We start from the raw sequence: 15,236 nt of genomic DNA on the forward strand, positions 1-15,236 counted from the left end.
GTCCTTCTCACATGATGGACGCATATTTCATCTGGTCGGGTGCGCGGTGACGTGGCAGGCGGGCGGAACGGATCGGGAGGGGGTTCATGGGGACGTTGCTGGCATTCGGCGAGATCATGCTGCGCCTGTCGCCGCCGGGGCGCGAGCTGCTGTTGCAGACGCCGAAGCTGGACGTCTGGGTCGCGGGGGCCGAGGCGAATGTCGCGACGGCGCTCGCGCGGCTGGGCCATGACGTGCGCTTTGCCAGCCAGGTGCCGGACAACGACCTCGGCCGATCCGCGATCGCGACGTTGCGCGGCCATGGCGTCGATACGCGCGGCATCGCGCTGGGCGGCGCGCGGATGGGGCTGTATTTCGTCACCTCCGGTGCCGGGATGCGCGCGACCGAGGTGATCTACGACCGGGCGCATTCCGCCTTTGCCGAGGCGCCGACATCGGCGTGGGACTGGGATGCGCTACTCGACGGCGTCGATGGCCTGCATCTGTCGGGGATCACCCCGGCGTTGGGCGCGGTGGCGGCACAGAGCGCGATCGCCGCGGTCGAGGCGGCGGCGGCGCGCAACATCCCGATCTCGTTCGACGGCAACTACCGCGCGAAACTGTGGGAGCGGTGGGACGGCGATCCGCGTGGTCTGCTGACGCAATTGGTCGCGCGCGCCAGCCTGTTCTTCGGCAACCATCGCGATATCGCGCTGCTGCTCGGCACGCCGTTCGAAGCGGGTGATGCGCGCGCCGCGGCAGAGGCGGCGTTCGCGGCGTTTCCGACGCTCCAGACGATCGCCTCGACCGCGCGGACGGTCGAGAATGTCGACCTCCATTATCTGTCGGCGCGGATCGACGCGCGCGAGACCTGGGTGGAGACGCCGCAGGTGACGCTGGCAAGGATCGTCGACCGGATCGGCGGCGGCGATGCCTTTGCGGCGGGCGTGCTGCACGCGCTGCGCCGGGGACAGGGAATCGCGGCGGCGGCGGAGGCGGGCGTGGCGCTAACCGCGCTCAAACATTCGCTGCCCGGCGATGCTGCGCTGTTTCGGCAGGCGGACCTCGATGCTTATCTGGCCGGCGGGCTGGACGTGCGTCGCTGAGCCGCGGCGGCCGCGACGCTGCTCCACGCATACAGGCCGCACCCGGCCCAGATCAGTGCGAAGGTGGCGAGCTGCGCCGGGCGTACGGGCTCGTGATAGAGCAACACCGCTTCGAGGAACTGGAGGGTCGGCGCGATGAACTGGAGCAGGCCGATCGTCGTGTAGCGCAGCGTGCGCGCGGCGGCGGCGAACAGCAGCAGCGGCGCGGCGGTGACGGGGCCGGCGAGGACGAGCAGCAGGTCCATCCCCGTCCCGCTGCCGAAGGCGGACGTGCCGTTGCGCCCGGCGGCGATCAGGATGGCGAGCGCGACGGGTGCGATCAGCGCGGTTTCGACGGTCAGCCCGCCGAGCGAATCGATCGCGCAAATCTTCCGCAGGAAGCCGTAGAAGGCGAAGCTGAGCGCCAGCGTGAGCGAGATCCAGATCGCGCCGCCGCCGTTCAGCGCGAAGATGAGCACGCCGCACGCGGCGAGGCCGATCGCGATGGCCTGCACCCGGCCCAGCCGCTCGTGCAGCAACAGCGTCCCGAGCGCGACATTGACCAGCGGGTTGATGAAATAGCCGAGGCTCGCTTCGACCAGATGCGCGTTATCGACCGCCCAGATATAGACGAACCAGTTGATCGCGATCAGCGTCGCGCTGCCCGCCAGCATCAGCAAGGTACGGCCGCGTGCAACGGCGAGCAGCGGGCGTAATCGCCCGGTGGCGACGACGATCACCGCCAGCAGGACCAGCGACCAGAGTACGCGGTGTGCGATCACCTGGAGCGGCGGGACGCCCGACAGCAGGTGCAGGTAAAGCGGCAGCGCCCCCCACAAGGTATAAGCGCCGATGCCTTGGAGCAGACCGGTGCGGGTGGAGGAGGCGGCGGACATGGTGCGCGCTGTGCCGGGTCGATCGGGGTGAGGCAAGCGTGCGGCGCTTTTCCTTGGCCCCCCAGCCGGCTAGGGGCAGGCGATGACCAGCGGCGCGCTCCATGACCTGTTTCTGTCGACGCTGATTCGTCGGGCCGGCGGCAACCGGCGGCGCTGGCGATTGGTGACGGGGGACCTGCGCGTCTACCCCATCGCCACCCATCCGCATTGCAACTGGTCGGTGACGCCGTCCGGCACCGCCGCCGAGAATGATATCGTCGAACGGATCGCCGACGATCTGCGCGCCGCTCATCCCATCCTTGTTGAAGACTAGACGCCTATCCTCGCAAAAAGGATTGTCTCCGGAACGGTTGCTTTCAAAACCAGCCCAGCATAAACGTCGATTGCCGACATGACAGACATGTCATGTCATGTCATGTCGATAGGTTCTTATTGGGAAAGAACGGGATGGCGCCCGAGACGCACGAGCGGATATGCACCCAATTGTCCGAGGTGCTCGTGCTGTTAGATCAGCAACACTGTCCGGTCGCGGCCCTTTACGTCGCCCATGCGCTCGACGCGCTGTGCTATGCGCCCAGCGACCGCGGAGACCCGGGATCGTCTACGGTACTACAGTGATGTCGGTCAGCCAGGTGCGGATGATCTGACGGGCGCGGTCGCTCAGCGCCAGCATCGTCACGCGCCGATCGGTGATATCGTCGCTGCCGTCGATCAACCCCCGTTCCTGCAACAGCTTCACCCAGCGCAGGGCCGTGGTGCGCGGCACGCCGGCCGCGGCGCAACAGGCGTTCGTGGTGACCGCGCGGCCACCCTGGCCCTCGGCGAACAGGAACAGCATGATGTCGAGGCCCGGATTGGCGAACAGCGACGCATCGAGATGCGTGGTCAGCCGCCGGCGCGATGCCGTGAAGGCCCGTGCGAGCGCGTAGAGATGTTCGTCCGGCGTCGCGCTCACCGCGATGGGTGAGAGCAGACCGTTATTGGCATTCTGATCGCTAAACAGAGCGGCGTCCTGTCCTCGCATTGCGCTTCCCATCGTGCCCCGCTTTTGGTTTCACTGTCAGCGCATAAACTTAGCCGGTCCGAAATCAAGTGGTGTCGTGCGAGACTATATCGGTCAAACGATCAATCGATTGGGTCGATCGGCACCCCTTCGGCCCGATAGCGATCGACCGCGCGGCGGATGTTGCCGCCCATTTCCTCCAGCGTGACCGCGGCGATCCGCTGTTCGACCGGGGCGCAGGAACGCAGCAGGTCGGCGACCGCGAGCTGCGCCTGCGTGATCCGGTCGATCCCCTGCAGGCTGTGCATATGGTGGCGCAACGTGTCGGGATTGCCGGCGAGATCGAAGGCGAGGTCGGCGAGCAGGCCGGTGATGCCGACCAGCTCGTCCGCCAGCGCATGGGCGAGGGCCGGTTCGCAGCCCGGCGTGATCGGGGTGGCGGATCCCATGTCGACGGGCAGCCCGATCACTTGTTGCACAGTTTCAGAAGGGTGCGGGCGAGCTGGTCCGCGGGGACCGGCTGGTTCGCCATACGCCGCGCCATCGTATAGCCCTGGCTCCGATCCTCGGCCGGGGTGATGTAGAAGCCGTTGCCCGCCGACAGAGCGCGCACGCCGGCATCGCCGTCCTCGCCATCCGCGCCGAGCAGCAGACCGACCGATTCGGCGCCCGCCGCCTTCGCGACCGAGGCGAACAGGATCGAGATCGACGGCCGCTCGCCCGCGACCGGATCGCGCGGCAGCATCCGCAGCTTGCCGTTCGGCCAGGAATCGACGACGACATGCGTCTCGCCCGGGGGTGCGAGATAGATCGTGCCCTGTTCGACCGGCATGCCGTCTTCGGCCAGCACGATCTTGGGCGCGATTTCCGCGGCCAGCTTGTCGATCATCGTACCGGCGAGGCCCGCGCCCAGATGCTGGACGACGACGGTCGGCGGGCAGTTCGCCGGGAAGGCGCCGAACAGTTCGAACAAGGTCTGCGTCGCCGCCGCCTCGCCGCCGATCGCGAGCAGGCGGCCGTTCCAGTCGAGCGGCGGCGCGGCCACCACCTTGGTCGCGCCGGCGGCCTTCACCGCGGCGCCCTTGGCGGCCTTGATCCGCTTGCCGAGCTTGGCGAGGATCTTGTCGAACTCCGCCGCGACCGCGACCTTGGGCTTGGGGAAACAGTCGATCGCGCCCAGCCGCAGCGCCTCGATCGATGCTTCCGCGCCCGCTTCGGTCCGCGTCGAGAACATGATGACCGGCATCGGCCGCTGTTCCATAAGCTCGGCGAGATATTCGAGGCCGCTCATCCCCGGCATTTCGACGTCCAGCGTCATGACGTCGGGAACCAGCTTGTCGCGCATGACGCGGGCTTCCTCGGCGCCATCGGCCGAACCGACGACGGTGACGCCCGGAATGCGCTCGAGCGCGCCCGACAACAGCGCGCGCATGGTGAGCGAATCATCGACGACGAGAACTTTAACCGGGGCGGCGGCCATGCCTGTTATCCTTGGGTAACGAGAAGACGGAAGGTAATCGTTCAGGCAGCGTCGGAGAGCGAAGCCGAGCTATCGACCAGCCGCTCCAGCGCGAGCACGAGGATCAGCCGCTGATCGATCGTCGCCAGTCCTTCAAGGAATTGGGCGGCGGGCGTTTCGCCGATATCGGGCAGCGGCTGCATACCATCGTCAGGAATGCTGACGATATCGTTGACGGCGTCGACGATAAGTCCCTGCAACTGTTCGCCGATCCGCACGACGATGATGACGTGGCGCGACGACGGGTCGGTCGAGCCCCAGCCCAGGCGATGGCTGAGATCGAGCACGGGCAGCACGACGCCGCGCAGGTTGACGACACCGCGCACATGGGCGGGCACGTTGGGCAGCGGCGTGGCCGGCGACCAGGCGCGGATTTCGCGAATCGCCATGATGTCGACGCCGAGAACCTGTTCGCCGATCTGGAAGGTGATGAGCTGACGGGACATGATGTTATTCCTGTTGCAAATCAGTGCAGGACGCGGCGGATCGCCGCAGCGAGCTTGTCGGGATGGAACGGCTTGACGATCCAACCTGTAGCGCCCGCCGAGCGCGCGCGCTGCTTCTTTTCATCCGAGCTTTCCGTGGTGAGCACCAGGATCGGCAGGTTGCGATGCCGGTCCTGTTCGCGCACCTTCTCGATCAGGCCGAAGCCATCGAGACGCGGCATGTTGATGTCGGTGATGAGCAGGTCGGGACCGTTGCCCGACGAACAGGCGCCACCGAGCCGTTCGAGCGCATCGACGCCGTCTTCGGCCTCGAGGACGTTGTAGCCCATGTCGGTCAGCGCTGCCTTCAGCAGCATCCGCATACTGGGCGAATCGTCCACGGTCATGATCATGCTGGACACGGCAGTTCCTTTTTGGGGGAGGGGGTTCATCAGAAGAATTCCACATCGCCGACGGCATCGGCGATGACGGGAGCGGGAGCGGCGACGCGCGGTTTTTCGACCGGGCGATCGGTGGCGATGCGGCAGCGGGCAAGGCCCAGCGTCGGACGGAATTCGATCCGGCGGGCGCCATGGCCGCCGACGTCCTCACCGACCAGCGCGATGCGTTCGTCGCGCAGGAAGCGGCGGGCGAACAGCGCGTTGGTCGCGCCGATATCGCGGAACCCGTCGCGCAGGCTGGCGCCGCCGTAGATGCGCGCCTTCAGGTTCGATCGCGTCGCGCCCATCGACATCATCGCGTTGATCAGCACTTCCATCGCATAGACGCCGTAGCGTTGCAGCGAGCGCACGTCGGTCTCACCGCTGCCCGGCTCGGCGAGCAGGAAGTGGTTGAGGCCGCCGACCTTGGCGATCGGATCGTAGAGGCAGGCCGAGATGCAGCTGCCGAGCACGGTCGTCAGCACGACGCCGGCGTCGTCGGACACCTTGGTTTCGCCCTGCAGGATGTTGATCCGGCGCAGGCCGTCGGAGGCGCGGGGAAGGTTCGACAATGGGGTCATGCACGGCACTCCGCCATCAGTCGCGCCGCGATCTTCGACAGCGGCAGCTGCGCGGTCACCGCGCCCATCTGAAACGCCGCCGCGGGCATGCCGTAGACGACGCAGCTGTCGGCATCCTGGCCGATGGTCATCGCGCCCTTGTCACGCATCGCCTTCAGCCCCTGCGCGCCGTCGGCGCCCATACCGGTCAGGATCGCGCCGACGGCGGATGCACCGGCCCAGCGCGCGACCGAATGGAACAGCCGGTCGACCGAGGGGCGGTGGCCGCTCATCTTCTCGTCCTCGACCAGACGGCACCGGCGCAACGTCCCGCCGGTGATCTCGGTGTGATAGGCGCCGCCGGGTGCGACATAGACATGCCCCACCTCCAGCGGCGCGCCGGGGCGCGCGACGCTGACGTGCGGCGCCGACAGCCGGTCGAGCCGCGCGGCGAAGGTCGGCACGTAGCTTTCGGGCATATGCTGGACGATGACCGTCGGCGGACAATTGACCGGGAAGCCGCCGAGCAGCTCGATCAGCGTCTCGACGCCGCCGGTCGACGATCCAATCGCGATCATCGCGTCCTGGCGCGGCACGTAATCGGCGGCGGGGGCGCGCTGGACCGGTGCCGCCTGGAAGCGGGGGCGAACCCTGCTCTTCGCCGCCGCCTTGACCAGCCGCGTCAAATCGTTGCCGAGACCGCCGCCGAACGCCTGCTTGGGCTTTTCGTAACAATCGAACGCCCCCAGTTCGAGCGCGCGGATCGTCGCTTCCGCACCCTTGCCGGTCAGCGTCGACAGCATGACGACGGGCATGGGGCGCAGGCGCATGATCTTTTCGAGGAAGTCGAGGCCGTTCATCCCCGGCATCTCGATGTCGAGCGTGATGACGTCGGGGTTGAGCGACTTGATCATCTCGCGCGCGGTCATCGGCCCGTCGGCGGTGCCGACGACCTCGATATCCGGATCCTGCGACAGGCTATGCGACACCATCGCGCGCATCGTCGGCGAATCATCGACCACTAGAGCGCGGACCGTCATGCGGTCACTTTCTGAAAGGTGGTGCGGCCGACGCAGGCGAAGCGTGGCGCGACCGAGTTGGAGAGCCGCTCGGAATGCCCGATGTACAGGAATCCGCCGGGAACGAGGTGGTCGGCAAGCCGGGTCTGCAAGCGTTCCTTGGTCGGTTCGTCGAAGTAGATCATGACGTTGCGGCAAAAGATCGCGTCGAACTGCCCCTTCATCGGCCAGTTTTCGAGCAGGTTGAGCTTGCGGAAGGCGACGCGCTCGCGGATCAGCGGATGAACCTCCGCCTGATTGCCGTCGCGCGTCATCCAGATCGAGCGCAGCGACTGCGGCACGCCCGATGCGGTATCCAAGGTGTAGCGACCGGCCTTGGCCGCGGCGAGGATCTCGGTCGACAAGTCGGTCGCTAGCACGCGCAGGTCGGTGCGTGCGAGGCGCTGGCCGTTGCCGCGTTCCTGGCCGAAGATCGCCATCAGCAGCGAATAGGGTTCCTCGCCACTGGAGCAGGCCGCCGACCACAGGCGCACCTTGCCGCGCGTCGTCAGCCGCGCGTCGAGCGCGGGCCAGCAATGCTCCATGAAGTGATCGAAGTGATGCGATTCGCGGAAGAAGCTGGTGTGGTTGGTGGTCAATGCATCCAGCGCCTGCGTGCGTTCGACCGGATCGGTGCCGATCAGCGCGACATATTGGGCGAAGGTCGTCAGCCCGCAGGCGCGCACCCGCGGTGCCAGCCGGCCATAGACGAGCTGCATCTTGTTCGGCGGCAGCAGGATGCCCGCCGCCTCGTACACGAATTCGCTGATCGCCTGATGGTCGGCAACCTCGAAGCGGAATTCGGTCGGTCGCTGTCCGACGAGTGTCGCGGCGGCGGCGCTCATGCGGCGAGGCTCAGCGGCGCGTGCGGCGGCGTGGTGTGGCGCGGGTCACGGCGCCAGCGCGAGATCAGCGCATCTACGTCGAGGATCAGCGCGACGCGGCCGTCGCCCAGGATGGTGGCACCGGCAAGACCGGGGATGGCTTCGTAATTCGCCTCGAGGCTCTTCACGACGACCTGGCGCTGGTCCTGGATCGAATCGACCATCAGCACCGCCTGCCCGTGATCGGATTCGACCACGATCAGCACCGCATCCTCGGGATTGGTCTGCGCGCCATGGATGCCGAGCTGTTCGGCGACGCGGTGGACCGGCACGTACGAGCCGCGCACGTCGAGCAGCGAGGCGGTCGGGCCGAGCACCTTCACGCCGTCTTCGTCGGGGCGCAGGCTTTCGACGATATGGCCCAGCGGGATGACGAAGGTCTGGTCGCCGACGGTGACGATCATGCCGTCGAGTACCGCCAGCGTCAGCGGCAGCGACAGCGCGAAGGTCGACCCCGAGCCCAGCGTCGAGGTGATGCCGATCCGCCCGCCCAGCGCCTGCACGTTCTTGCGCACCACGTCCATGCCGACGCCGCGGCCGGAGATGTTGGAGACGGTCGCCGCGGTCGAGAAGCCGGGGGCGAAGATCAGATTGTCGATCTCTTCCTCGTTCAGGATCGCGTCGGCGGTGATGATGCCGCGCTCGATCGCCTTGGCGCGCACGCGCTTGCGGTCGATGCCGCGGCCGTCGTCGGCGACGGTGATGACGATGCGGCCCGAATGATGCGCGGCCGACAGCGTGACGACGCCCTCTTCCGGCTTGCCCGCGGCGAGGCGATCGGCCGGCGTTTCGAGGCCGTGATCGACCGCGTTGCGGATCAGGTGGGTCAGCGGTTCGCCGATGCGCTCGACGACGGTCTTGTCGACCTCGGTCATCTCGCCGACGATATCGAGGCGGACGCGCTTGCCGGTTTCGACCTCCAGCTCGCGGATGATGCGCGGCACGCGGCTGAAGACGGTCTTCATCGGCTGCGCGCGGATCGCCATCGTCGATTCCTGCAGCTCGCGCGTCAGGTGATCGAGGTCGGTTAGCTCGCTGATGCCGCCGGCGCCGTGTTCGGACAGGCGCTGCGCCAGCATCGCCTGGGTGATGACGAGCTCGCCGACCAGATTGACGAGGCGGTCGAGCTTGTCGAGGTCGACGCGGATCGTCTGCGCGGGCGGCGCGGCCGCGGGGCGCGGCGCGGCAGGTTCGGCGGGCAGGACCGTCGCGACCGGGGCGGGCGTCGCCGGCGCGGGGGCCGCGATCGGCGCAGGTGCCGGTTCGGGCGCGGCGGCCACCGGAGCGGGCGTCGGGGCGGCGGCCGGCACGGGCGCGGCGACCGGCAGGATCTCCTCGACCGGGGCCGATGCGGGCGCGGCCGGCATGACGTCGGCAAGCATGTCGGCGATCAGATCGTCATCCGACACGGCGGGTTCGCCGATGCGGGTGACGGTGAGTTCGCAATCGCCGATGAATTCGAAGATGCCGCGGATATCGTCTTCGGCGACGCTGCCCGGCACGATCGCGGTCCAGCCGAGATACGAGCGTTCCGGATGCAGTTCGGACAGCAGCGGCAGGCGCGACACGTCGGCGGCGAGCACTTCGCCCTCCAGCAGCGTCAGCTCGCGCACCAGCAGCAGCGGGTCGCCGCCATTGTCGAGCGCGTTGGTGCCGGGCACGAAGGTGACGGTCCAGTCGCCGGGATTGCCGAGGCTTTCTTCCGGTTCGGGGATGCTTTCGCACATTTCGAACAGATCGTCGAAATCGTCGATCGGGGCGGCGGCGGGCGCTTCGGCTACCGGTTCGGGCGCGGCCTCTACCGCGGCGCCAGGCGTCGAGGCGGCGACGAGGCGCGCGAGCATCGGGCCGTCGGCGGGCGCATCGCCACCGTCGCGTGCCGCGGCGACGTGATCGGACAGCATGTCGAACGCGCCGACGATCGTGCCGAGCAGGTCCGACGTCAGATCGAGCGTGCCGTTGCGCACCAGGTCGAGCAGCGTTTCATACTCATGGGTGAACGCCTGCAGCCGCTCGTGCCCGAACGCGCCCGCGCCGCCCTTGATCGAATGGACCGACCGGAAGATCGTGTTGATCGTTTCGGTGTCGTGCCCGCCCTGGCGGACGGAGGCGAAGCTCGCCTCCATCGTCGCGAGACCTTCCTCGCATTCCTGAAAGAAGATCTGCTGGATCTCGTCGAGGTTCATCATCAATCCTTTCAGGCGCCGCAGGTCGGTTCGAGCGCGGTGTCGAGCCGGGCGACGATCATCATCCGTTCCAGCGCCTCGCTGGGCCGATCGATGCGGAAATCGAGACCGCGCGCGATCGCGGTGGTGCGGGCGCTGACCAGCACCTGGAGGCAGGCCTGGCCGACCCGCGCGACCTCTGCCCCGTCGAGGCGCAGCGCCTCACCGCGCTCGATCAGGCCGAGCAGCGCGTGGCGCAGCGGCACGGCCGCCGAGGTATCGAGCGTGGGGGCAAGCGGAAGCGATGGCACGGACATACGGGTTCGACTTTCCTACGAACGGCACGACGGAGATCGGAGTGGCTGCGGACGCATCAGAACGCCGACCAATCGTCGTCCGCGATCGCCACGGCGGCGTTGCCGGCCCGCAGACGGGCGAGGCGACGGCCCGCTTCGGCGGCGCGTTGCTGAAGATGATGCACACTATTGCTGACGGAATGACTAACGACGCGCACACCATGACCGGCATCGGTATCGCCGACGCGGAAGTGGGCGACTTGGCGGGCAAGTTCGCTTGCTTCGCCAGACAGTTCCCGGGCGGCGGCGGTGGCCTGTTCGACCATGGCGGCGTTCTGCTGCGTCACGCTGTCCATTTCGCCGACGGCCGTGTTGACCTGCTGCAAGCCGGTCGATTGTTGTTCGGCGGCGATGGCGATTTGCGCGACGAGGCCATTGATCTCGCCGAAGCGGCCGATCAGGCGCTGCAGGGCCTGGCCGGTTTCGCTGACCAAAGCGACGCCGGCATCGACCTGTTCGGATGAAGCATTGATGCGCGTCTTCACGTCCTTGGCCGCCTCGGCCGAGCGCTGCGCCAGCGCGCGCACTTCGGATGCGACGACGGCGAAGCCCTTGCCCGCGTCGCCGGCGCGTGCCGCCTCGACGCCCGCGTTCAGCGCGAGCAGGTTGGTCTGGAAGGCGATTCCGTCGATGACGCTGATGATCTCGGAGATTTCGGCCGAGGCGCGTTCGATGCCGCCCATCGCCTCGACCGCGCGGGCGACGACGGCCCCCGATTGTTCGGCCTCGGTCTGCGCGGCGGCGACCACATCGTTGGCGCGCGTCGCGCCCGTGGCGGCCTGTCGGACCGTCTTGGTGATCTCGTCCATCGCCGCGGCGGTTTCCTCCAGGCTCGCGGCCTGCTGCTCGGTGCGCTGCGACAGATCGTCCGACGCCTGGAGAATGCCCTGCGAGCCATGGTTGATGCGGGTGGCGGCCTGATCGACCGCGGTCATCGCGGTGCGGATCGCGTCCATCGCCGCATTGAAGTCGTCGCGCAGCGATTCGAAATCCGCCGGGAAGGCTGCGGTGATGCGGAAGGTGAGGTCGCCCTGCGCCAGCGCGCCGAGCCCTTCGCCGAGCGCGGCGGCCATGCACCGCTGTGCCTCGGCGGTGTTCGCCTTTTCCATATTGGTGCGGAAGACCGCCATGGCGGTGGTCATCCGGCCGACGCAGTCGCGGTTTTCGGTATAGGCGATCGGCGAATCCAGGTCGCCGTCGGCCAGCGCCTCCATGCGCAGCACGGTGTCGACATAGGGCGTGCAGATAAGGCGACCGGCCATCACCGTCGTCGCGACGATGCCGGCGACCGCAGCGGCGACGACCGCGATGTCGAACGCCGGGCCGATCGCGAGCGTGCCCGTCGCGGTGAGCGCGGTGATCGCCACGGCAACGCCTCCCAGCGTCGCGTGCGTTCCCGCCAGCACCCGGAATTTCGTGCGGATGGGCGCGTGTTTGGCGAACCATTCCAGTGTCATCAGACCCTCCCTCAGGGCCCGGAAAGGCAAGTCCCCCCGGACCATGAGCGCGGGTTGTCGCGACACGTGTTTAACGAGCGGTTGAGCAACCGAAATGGGTGCAATTTTCGGCCGCTTCGTACCGATCCGGGTCGCATGACGCCGGGGGAAGCGGGGGGCGGGAGGACGGGCGACGACACGATAACGGTCGTCGTTCAATCGAACCGACATGGCGTCGCCTTTCTATCAAAGCCGGAGGGAAGAAGACCGGCAGGCACGGGCCCGCCGATCGCGGGATCAGAATTCGGACCAGTCGTCGCTCGGCGCCACGGCCACCGCCGCTCCGCCACCGGTGGCGCGGCGGCTGGCACGGGCGATGCGGCGGCCGGCGTCGGCGGCGCGATTTTGCAGCTCGTGGACCGCCGGCACTGCCGCCTTCGGCTCGCCTTCGCCCACCTTGAAACGGGCGACATGGCGGGCGAGCTCGTCCGATTCGGCGGACAGGCTGCGCGCCGCGGCGGTGGCTTCCTCGACCATCGCGGCGTTCTGCTGGGTCACGCCGTCCATCTCGCTGACCGCGGTGTTGACCTGTTGCAGGCCGGTCGCCTGCTGTTCGGCGGCGGTGGCGATCTGGCCGACGAGATTGCTGATCTCGCTGAAGCGGCCGATGATCCGCTGCAGCGCCTGACCGGTCTCGCTGACCAGTTCGACGCCTGCCTCGACCTGTTCGGACGAGGCGTTGATGCGCGTCTTGACGTCCTTGGCCGCTTCCGCCGAGCGCTGCGCCAGGGCGCGCACTTCGGAGGCGACCACCGCGAAGCCCTTGCCGGCGTCGCCCGCGCGCGCCGCCTCGACGCCCGCGTTCAGCGCCAGCAGATTGGTCTGGAAGGCGATGCCGTCGATGACGCTGATGATTTCCGAAATCTCGTTCGACGAGCGTTCGATGCCGCCCATCGCCTCGACCGCGCGGGCGACGACGGCGCCCGACTGTTCGGCCTCGACGCGCGCTTCCTCGACGACGCCATTGGCGCGGACCGCACCCGCGGCCGTCTGGCGGACGGTCGAGGTGATCTCGTCCATCGCCGCGGCGGTTTCCTCCAGGCTCGCGGCCTGCTGTTCGGTGCGCTGCGACAGATCGTCGGAAGCCTGGCGGATGTCGATCGCGCCGCTGTTGATGCCATTGGTGGCGTCAGTGACCGCGCTCATCGTTTCGGCGACAGCGTCCATCGCACGGTTATAGTCGATGCGGAGCTGTTCGTATTCGGCCGGGAAGGCGCGGTCGATGCGATAGCTGAGATCGCCGCCGGCAAGGCGGGTCAGCCCTTCGCCGAGCGAGCCGACGATGATCTGCTGCGTGGCAGCCCCGGCCTGGACGCGCTCGGCGTTTGCCTTGAAAATCTCCATCGCGCGCGAAATGCGGCCGATGCAGTCGCGATAGTCGGTGTTGGCGATCGGCGTGGTCAGATCGCCCGCAGCCAGCCCCTCCATCCGGACGACGGTGGCGACATAGGGATCGCTGATCAGCTTGCCGGCGACGAACACGGTCGCCATGGTAAGCGCGGTCAGTACGCAGGCGACGGCGAGATACACATGGACCTGCGACGGATCGGCGAGCGCCGCGAGATAGGTGGTGGCGATCCCGCCTGCGGTGAACAGGCCAAGGATCACCAGCAGGACCTTGAACTTCAATCTGATGGGGGCACTTTTTTCGAACCAATTCAGCATCGTCGGCATTCCTTTTCGTCAAGACCGTCGAGCTGAAGCGGCTCCCCCCTCCGGGCCACCGATGCTTCTCGGAATCGATTGGTCCGCTTTGCGTGAAAAGGGTAAAGGCCCGGTAAACTACGTCCATTCTGGCACTGAACCGTTTTGAATATGTGTGCTCAAAATGGCTGGCGAAGGACATGTCGATGACCTGTTACGCTTTGGACGATGTCCGACCCCACCTTGCCGCAGACGCCTATGTCGCGCCGGGTGCGCAGGTGATCGGGCGCGTGACGCTGGGTGCGCGGGCATCGGTCTGGTTCAATGCGGTGCTGCGTGGCGACAACGATCCGATCACGATCGGGGCGGACAGCAACGTGCAGGATGGCGCGATGGTGCATGCCGATCCCGGCGTGCCGACGACGATCGGGGCGGGCGTGACGATCGGGCACCACGCGATCGTCCATGGCGCGACCGTCGGCGACAATTGCCTGATCGGCATGGGCGCGACGCTGCTCAACCGCGCGGTGATCGGTGCCGATTCGCTGGTCGGCGCGGGCGCGTTGGTGACGGAGGGCAAGAGCTTCCCGCCCGGCTCATTGATCGTCGGCAGCCCGGCGCGGGTGCTGCGGCCGCTGAGCGAGACGGAGATCGCCGGTCTCAGGCTGTCGGCGGCGACCTATGTCGCCAATGCCGAACGCTATCGCACCGGGCTGCGCGCGCTTCAGGCGTAGCGCGCCGACGCCTCCGCGACGAAGCGGGCGGTCTCGTCCGGCCGGGTGACGGGGATCATGTGGCCGCCCTCGATCACGTCGATCCGCGCGCCGGGGATCGCCGCGGCGGTGCGGTGGCCGTGCAGATCGGGGTCGAGGACATGGTCCTCGCGCGCATAGAGGATCGACAGCGGCACGCGAAGGTCGCCGTAGCGCGCGGCGATCGCGCCAATGTCGCTGGCGGCATGCGACAGGTCCGCCGCCGCCGCCGCGATCGCCGCAGGGCGGGCGGACAGCGCGCCGCCGCCGCGGGTGACGAAGTCGGCGGGCGGCGCTTCGGGCGCGAAGACCGCGGCGAGCGTCCGTTCCGAGGTGAGGCGGCTCAATGGCGTGGCGATCGTGCTCGCCATCAGCCGGCGCAGCGACGGCGGAATGGCGGCGAGGCTGCGGAACGCCTCGGGCACGCCATCCTGCGGCTGGGTGAGGGGGCAGATCAGCGCGAGGCCGCGGATCAGCGCCGGATGGTCGAGCGCCAGCGCCAGCGCGATGGCGCCGCCCAGCGAATGGCCGACGAGCAAGGGCCGGTCGATCCCCAACGCTTCGATGAAGCGCGCAACGATCGCCGCCTGTTCGACGACATTCGGTTCGCGACCCTCGTCGGCGGTCGAATAGCCCGAGCCGGGACGGTCGACGAGGATGACGCGATGGTCCTTCGCCAGAATATCGAGCATGCCATAGCCGAAGTTGCGCAGCTGGCCGGCAAGGCCATGGACCATGACGATCGCGGGACCGGTGCCCTTGTCGACGTAATGCAACCGCGCGCCATCGACGCGGATGTAGCGGCCGTCGGGCGGCACCTGCCGCTCCGCGTCGCGTGCGAGCCGATCCGAATAGAAGGAAAGCCCGAGCCCGCCGGCGACCGTCAGCGCCGCGCCGCCCACCAGGCTGCCGAGGGTCCAGCGTGTCGCGCTCTGCATGCCCGTCTCCGTCGCTCAAGGTTCGAAGCGACGAGG

The 15,236-nt window shown here is 67.9% G+C and carries 17 protein-coding genes; 3 read left to right on the plus strand and 14 right to left on the minus strand.

Annotated elements, in window-relative coordinates; translation table 11 throughout:
• Positions 1-86: 86 nt before the first annotated feature.
• On the plus strand, positions 87-1,085 hold the full coding sequence (locus ACP690_RS01855; protein WP_426259960.1) for a PfkB family carbohydrate kinase: 999 nt from the start codon (positions 87-89) through the stop codon (positions 1,083-1,085).
• Here ACP690_RS01855 and rarD read toward each other — a convergent pair.
• Complete coding sequence (gene rarD, locus ACP690_RS01860) at positions 1,052-1,960, minus strand: EamA family transporter RarD (protein ID WP_426259961.1); 909 nt, start codon at positions 1,958-1,960, stop codon at positions 1,052-1,054. The genes ACP690_RS01855 and rarD overlap by 34 nt on opposite strands.
• Before the next feature lie 82 nt (positions 1,961-2,042).
• Between rarD and ACP690_RS01865 the strand changes: the two genes are divergently transcribed.
• Entirely contained in the window at positions 2,043-2,273 is a 231-nt protein-coding gene (locus ACP690_RS01865; RefSeq protein WP_017980247.1) for a hypothetical protein, read from the plus strand.
• Positions 2,274-2,561: 288 nt separating this feature from the next.
• On the opposite strand, the gene ACP690_RS01870 is transcribed toward ACP690_RS01865, so the two are convergent.
• The 12 genes from ACP690_RS01870 to ACP690_RS01925 form a co-directional block, all read right to left on the minus strand.
• Positions 2,562-2,984, minus strand: a complete 423-nt coding sequence (locus ACP690_RS01870) for a MarR family transcriptional regulator (RefSeq protein WP_017980246.1) — start codon at positions 2,982-2,984, stop codon at positions 2,562-2,564.
• Between the two features lie 101 nt (positions 2,985-3,085).
• Positions 3,086-3,433: a hypothetical protein gene (locus tag ACP690_RS01875; RefSeq protein WP_017980245.1), complete on the minus strand. Its 348-nt coding sequence runs from the start codon at positions 3,431-3,433 to the stop codon at positions 3,086-3,088.
• Positions 3,430-4,443: a chemotaxis protein CheB gene (locus tag ACP690_RS01880; protein ID WP_063686656.1), complete on the minus strand. Its 1,014-nt coding sequence runs from the start codon at positions 4,441-4,443 to the stop codon at positions 3,430-3,432. The genes ACP690_RS01875 and ACP690_RS01880 overlap by 4 nt, the downstream gene beginning before the upstream one ends.
• 41 nt (positions 4,444-4,484) lie before the next feature.
• On the minus strand, positions 4,485-4,928 hold the full coding sequence (locus ACP690_RS01885; RefSeq protein ID WP_017980243.1) for a chemotaxis protein CheW: 444 nt from the start codon (positions 4,926-4,928) through the stop codon (positions 4,485-4,487).
• A gap of 20 nt (positions 4,929-4,948) precedes the next feature.
• Positions 4,949-5,329, minus strand: a complete 381-nt coding sequence (locus ACP690_RS01890) for a response regulator (protein WP_017980242.1) — start codon at positions 5,327-5,329, stop codon at positions 4,949-4,951.
• A 29-nt stretch (positions 5,330-5,358) separates the two neighbouring features.
• Positions 5,359-5,928: a chemotaxis protein CheD gene (locus ACP690_RS01895; RefSeq protein WP_017980241.1), complete on the minus strand. Its 570-nt coding sequence runs from the start codon at positions 5,926-5,928 to the stop codon at positions 5,359-5,361.
• Positions 5,925-6,947 (minus strand): protein-glutamate methylesterase/protein-glutamine glutaminase, encoded by a 1,023-nt coding sequence (locus tag ACP690_RS01900; protein ID WP_024310334.1) that lies wholly within the window; start codon positions 6,945-6,947, stop codon positions 5,925-5,927. The genes ACP690_RS01895 and ACP690_RS01900 overlap by 4 nt, the downstream gene beginning before the upstream one ends.
• Positions 6,944-7,810: a CheR family methyltransferase gene (locus tag ACP690_RS01905; protein ID WP_241890318.1), complete on the minus strand. Its 867-nt coding sequence runs from the start codon at positions 7,808-7,810 to the stop codon at positions 6,944-6,946. The genes ACP690_RS01900 and ACP690_RS01905 overlap by 4 nt, the downstream gene beginning before the upstream one ends.
• Positions 7,807-10,035 (minus strand): chemotaxis protein CheA, encoded by a 2,229-nt coding sequence (locus ACP690_RS01910; protein ID WP_426260023.1) that lies wholly within the window; start codon positions 10,033-10,035, stop codon positions 7,807-7,809. The genes ACP690_RS01905 and ACP690_RS01910 overlap by 4 nt, the downstream gene beginning before the upstream one ends.
• Before the next feature lie 11 nt (positions 10,036-10,046).
• Positions 10,047-10,331 carry an STAS domain-containing protein gene (locus ACP690_RS01915; RefSeq protein WP_043061119.1) on the minus strand — a complete coding sequence of 95 codons (285 nt, stop codon included), beginning with the start codon at positions 10,329-10,331 and terminating at the stop codon, positions 10,047-10,049.
• Positions 10,332-10,387: 56 nt separating this feature from the next.
• Complete coding sequence (locus tag ACP690_RS01920) at positions 10,388-11,827, minus strand: methyl-accepting chemotaxis protein (RefSeq protein WP_426259962.1); 1,440 nt, start codon at positions 11,825-11,827, stop codon at positions 10,388-10,390.
• Between the two features lie 276 nt (positions 11,828-12,103).
• Positions 12,104-13,540 (minus strand): methyl-accepting chemotaxis protein, encoded by a 1,437-nt coding sequence (locus ACP690_RS01925; RefSeq protein ID WP_426259963.1) that lies wholly within the window; start codon positions 13,538-13,540, stop codon positions 12,104-12,106.
• A gap of 176 nt (positions 13,541-13,716) precedes the next feature.
• Between ACP690_RS01925 and ACP690_RS01930 the strand changes: the two genes are divergently transcribed.
• Positions 13,717-14,244: a gamma carbonic anhydrase family protein gene (locus ACP690_RS01930; protein ID WP_183949483.1), complete on the plus strand. Its 528-nt coding sequence runs from the start codon at positions 13,717-13,719 to the stop codon at positions 14,242-14,244.
• On the opposite strand, the gene ACP690_RS01935 is transcribed toward ACP690_RS01930, so the two are convergent.
• Positions 14,235-15,200, minus strand: coding sequence for an alpha/beta fold hydrolase (locus ACP690_RS01935; protein WP_426259964.1), 966 nt, complete (start codon positions 15,198-15,200; stop codon positions 14,235-14,237). The two genes, ACP690_RS01930 and ACP690_RS01935, sit on opposite strands and share 10 nt — an antisense overlap.
• Positions 15,201-15,236 lie beyond the last annotated feature (36 nt).

This window comes from Sphingomonas sp. DC4900 (genome assembly GCF_049896485.1).
Classification (GTDB): domain Bacteria; phylum Pseudomonadota; class Alphaproteobacteria; order Sphingomonadales; family Sphingomonadaceae; genus Sphingomonas; species Sphingomonas aquatilis.

What these genes read in the sequence shown, in the direction of transcription:
- ACP690_RS01855 (WP_426259960.1), top strand. Translation starts at nt 87, where the DNA reads ATGGGGACGTTGCTGGCATTCGGCGAGATCATGCTGCGCCTGTCGCCG.
- rarD (WP_426259961.1), bottom strand. Translation starts at nt 1,960, where the DNA reads ATGTCCGCCGCCTCCTCCACCCGCACCGGTCTGCTCCAAGGCATCGGC.
- ACP690_RS01865 (WP_017980247.1), top strand. Translation starts at nt 2,043, where the DNA reads ATGACCAGCGGCGCGCTCCATGACCTGTTTCTGTCGACGCTGATTCGT.
- ACP690_RS01870 (WP_017980246.1), bottom strand. Translation starts at nt 2,984, where the DNA reads ATGCGAGGACAGGACGCCGCTCTGTTTAGCGATCAGAATGCCAATAAC.
- ACP690_RS01880 (WP_063686656.1), bottom strand. Translation starts at nt 4,443, where the DNA reads ATGGCCGCCGCCCCGGTTAAAGTTCTCGTCGTCGATGATTCGCTCACC.
- ACP690_RS01885 (WP_017980243.1), bottom strand. Translation starts at nt 4,928, where the DNA reads ATGTCCCGTCAGCTCATCACCTTCCAGATCGGCGAACAGGTTCTCGGC.
- ACP690_RS01895 (WP_017980241.1), bottom strand. Translation starts at nt 5,928, where the DNA reads ATGACCCCATTGTCGAACCTTCCCCGCGCCTCCGACGGCCTGCGCCGG.
- ACP690_RS01900 (WP_024310334.1), bottom strand. Translation starts at nt 6,947, where the DNA reads ATGACGGTCCGCGCTCTAGTGGTCGATGATTCGCCGACGATGCGCGCG.
- ACP690_RS01905 (WP_241890318.1), bottom strand. Translation starts at nt 7,810, where the DNA reads ATGAGCGCCGCCGCCGCGACACTCGTCGGACAGCGACCGACCGAATTC.
- ACP690_RS01910 (WP_426260023.1), bottom strand. Translation starts at nt 10,035, where the DNA reads ATGAACCTCGACGAGATCCAGCAGATCTTCTTTCAGGAATGCGAGGAA.
- ACP690_RS01915 (WP_043061119.1), bottom strand. Translation starts at nt 10,331, where the DNA reads ATGTCCGTGCCATCGCTTCCGCTTGCCCCCACGCTCGATACCTCGGCG.
- ACP690_RS01920 (WP_426259962.1), bottom strand. Translation starts at nt 11,827, where the DNA reads ATGACACTGGAATGGTTCGCCAAACACGCGCCCATCCGCACGAAATTC.
- ACP690_RS01925 (WP_426259963.1), bottom strand. Translation starts at nt 13,540, where the DNA reads ATGCCGACGATGCTGAATTGGTTCGAAAAAAGTGCCCCCATCAGATTG.
- ACP690_RS01930 (WP_183949483.1), top strand. Translation starts at nt 13,717, where the DNA reads ATGACCTGTTACGCTTTGGACGATGTCCGACCCCACCTTGCCGCAGAC.
- ACP690_RS01935 (WP_426259964.1), bottom strand. Translation starts at nt 15,200, where the DNA reads ATGCAGAGCGCGACACGCTGGACCCTCGGCAGCCTGGTGGGCGGCGCG.